Annotated in this window: 1 rRNA gene (cut by a window edge); it reads left to right on the top strand. The window is 57.3% G+C overall.

Features of this window, described 5'->3' with window-relative positions:
- Positions 1-2,500, top strand: a 23S ribosomal RNA gene (locus ACWBNA_RS47650); its annotated part reaches 4 nt to the left of the window's first position; the annotation flags it as partial.

Below are 2,500 nucleotides of genomic sequence, written 5' to 3'. Positions count from 1 at the left end.
AAGTTTTTAAGGGCGCACGGTGGATGCCTTGGCACCAGGAACCGATGAAGGACGTGGGAGGCCACGATAGTCCCCGGGGAGCCGTCAACCAGGCTTTGATCCGGGGGTTTCCGAATGGGGAAACCCGGCAGTCGTCATGGGCTGTCACCCATACCTGAACACATAGGGTATGTGGAGGGAACGCGGGGAAGTGAAACATCTCAGTACCCGCAGGAAGAGAAAACAACCGTGATTCCGGGAGTAGTGGCGAGCGAAACCGGATGAGGCCAAACCGTTTACGTGTGAGACCCGGCAGGGGTTGCGTAGGCGGGGTTGTGGGATCTCTCTTTTACGGTCTGCCGGCCGTGAGACGAGTCAGAAACCGTTGATGTAGGCGAAGGACATGCGAAAGGTCCGGCGTAGAGGGTAAGACCCCCGTAGTCGAAACGTCAACGGCTCGTTTGAGAGACACCCAAGTAGCACGGGGCCCGAGAAATCCCGTGTGAATCTGGCGGGACCACCCGCTAAGCCTAAATATTCCCTGGTGACCGATAGCGGATAGTACCGTGAGGGAATGGTGAAAAGTACCGCGGGAGCGGAGTGAAATAGTACCTGAAACCGTGTGCCTACAAGCCGTGGGAGCGTCGCGCATCAAGTTTACTTGGTGCGTCGTGACTGCGTGCCTTTTGAAGAATGAGCCTGCGAGTTTGCGGTGTGTTGCGAGGTTAACCCGTGTGGGGAAGCCGTAGCGAAAGCGAGTCCGAATAGGGCGTTTCAGTAGCACGCTCAAGACCCGAAGCGGAGTGATCTAGCCATGGGCAGGTTGAAGCGGAGGTAAGACTTCGTGGAGGACCGAACCCACCAGGGTTGAAAACCTGGGGGATGACCTGTGGTTAGGGGTGAAAGGCCAATCAAACTCCGTGATAGCTGGTTCTCCCCGAAATGCATTTAGGTGCAGCGTCGTGTGTTTCTTGCCGGAGGTAGAGCACTGGATAGGCGATGGGCCCTACCGGGTTACTGACCTTAGCCAAACTCCGAATGCCGGTAAGTGAGAGCGCGGCAGTGAGACTGTGGGGGATAAGCTCCATGGTCGAGAGGGAAACAGCCCAGAGCATCGACTAAGGCCCCTAAGCGTACGCTAAGTGGGAAAGGATGTGGAGTCGCACAGACAACCAGGAGGTTGGCTTAGAAGCAGCCACCCTTGAAAGAGNAGCTCCATGGTCGAGAGGGAAACAGCCCAGAGCATCGACTAAGGCCCCTAAGCGTACGCTAAGTGGGAAAGGATGTGGAGTCGCACAGACAACCAGGAGGTTGGCTTAGAAGCAGCCACCCTTGAAAGAGTGCGTAATAGCTCACTGGTCTAGTGATTCCGCGCCGACAATGTAGCGGGGCTCAAGCGTACCGCCGAAGTCGTGTCATTCATACAATAGGGCCAACGCCCGTATGNGTGCGTAATAGCTCACTGGTCTAGTGATTCCGCGCCGACAATGTAGCGGGGCTCAAGCGTACCGCCGAAGTCGTGTCATTGCAGCATATAGCCCCAACGGGCGCTGTGATGGGTAGGGGAGCGTCGTCTGCCGGGTGAAGCAGCCGCGTAAGCGAGTTGTGGACGGTTGACGAGTGAGAATGCAGGCATGAGTAGCGATACACACGTGAGAAACGTGTGCGCCGATTGACTAAGGGTTCCTGGGTCAAGCTGATCTGCCCAGGGTAAGTCGNGATGGGTAGGGGAGCGTCGTCTGCCGGGTGAAGCAGCCGCGTAAGCGAGTTGTGGACGGTTGACGAGTGAGAATGCAGGCATGAGTAGCGATACACACGTGAGAAACGTGTGCGCCGATTGACTAAGGGTTCCTGGGTCAAGCTGATCTGCCCAGGGTAAGTCGGGACCTAAGGCGAGGCCGACAGGCGTAGTCGATGGATAACCGGTTGATATTCCGGTACCCGCTGTGAAGCGTCAAACATCGAGCCCATTGATGCTAAGGCCGTGAAGCCGTTCCGGACCCTTCGGGGAAAGGAAAGTGGTGGAGCCGCCGATCCAAGGTGGTAGTAGGTGAGTGATGGGGTGACGCAGGAAGGTAGTCCAGCCCGGGCGGTGGTTGTCCCGGGGTAAGGGTGTAGGCCGAGTGGTAGGTAAATCCGCCGCTCATCAAGGCTGAGACCTGATGCCGAGCCGATTGTGGTGAAGTGGATGATCCTATGCTGTCGAGAAAAGCCTCTAGCGAGTTTCATGGCGGCCCGTACCCTAAACCGACTCAGGTGGTCAGGTAGAGAATACCGAGGCGTTCGGGTGAACTATGGTTAAGGAACTCGGCAAAATGCCCCCGTAACTTCGGGAGAAGGGGGGCCATCACTGGTGAGAGGACGTGCTCCTCGAGCTGGGGGTGGCCGCAGAGACCAGCGAGAAGCGACTGTTTACTAAAAACACAGGTCCGTGCGAAGCCGTAAGGCGATGTATACGGACTGACGCCTGCCCGGTGCTGGAACGTTAAGGGGACCGGTTAGTCACTCTTCGGGGTGGCGA

The sequence above is a fragment of the Streptomyces sp. Q2 genome (assembly GCF_056820935.1).
The sequence above is the reverse complement of the archived record's forward strand: the minus strand, read 5'-3'. Positions and strand labels throughout refer to the sequence as shown.